The organism is Paenibacillus sp. P4_A7 (assembly GCF_056402455.1).
The window spans coordinates 1-558 of sequence record NZ_JBFUHJ010000929.1 but is presented as its reverse complement, the minus strand read 5'-3'; the positions used below and the strand labels follow the sequence as shown (position 1 = coordinate 558).

Genomic DNA, 558 nt, shown 5'->3' with positions numbered 1-558 from the left:
GTATTAGGCTGAAGTCTGCGGTTAAGGCGTGCTCCAATAAATATTCTTTGCCGTCAAAAACACGTGTTTCCCGACTATCGGCGAGTGGAGTTCCGACTCCAGCAGATGTATAAAAAGCGGGGATACCTGCACCTCCAGCTCGGATTCTTTCAGCAAGAGTACCCTGTGGAATTAATTCTGCTTCAATTTCACCACTTAACACTTGACGTTCGAACTCCTTGTTCTCTCCCACATACGATGCGATGATCCGCTTAATCTGTTTATTTCGCAGCAGCAATCCGAGCCCCCAATCGTCGACTCCGCAGTTATTGGAAATGACGGTCAAATTGGGAGTTCCGAGATCAGCCAATGCCGAGATTAATTTCTCAGGAATGCCAACCAGTCCAAAACCTCCGACCATAATAGTCGCACCTTCGGGGATCTCACTCACAGCATCGGTGAATGATGTCAACAGTTCTTTCATTAGATACATTCTCCTTTCCGAAATGGGTTAAATGGTTTCCAGCCCTAATATCTCATGTCATAGAATGCTGCTAACAACGCTCTACAACTGTTGCA

General features: G+C 46.1%; 1 protein-coding gene. It reads right to left on the bottom strand.

Going from position 1 to position 558, the window contains the following annotated elements; all coding sequences use genetic code 11:
• The coding region (locus AC1DWN_RS34995; protein WP_477563383.1) for a CoA transferase subunit A at window positions 1-463 on the bottom strand (463 nt) is incomplete at its 3' end.
• Between the last annotated feature and the right edge of the window lie 95 nt (window positions 464-558).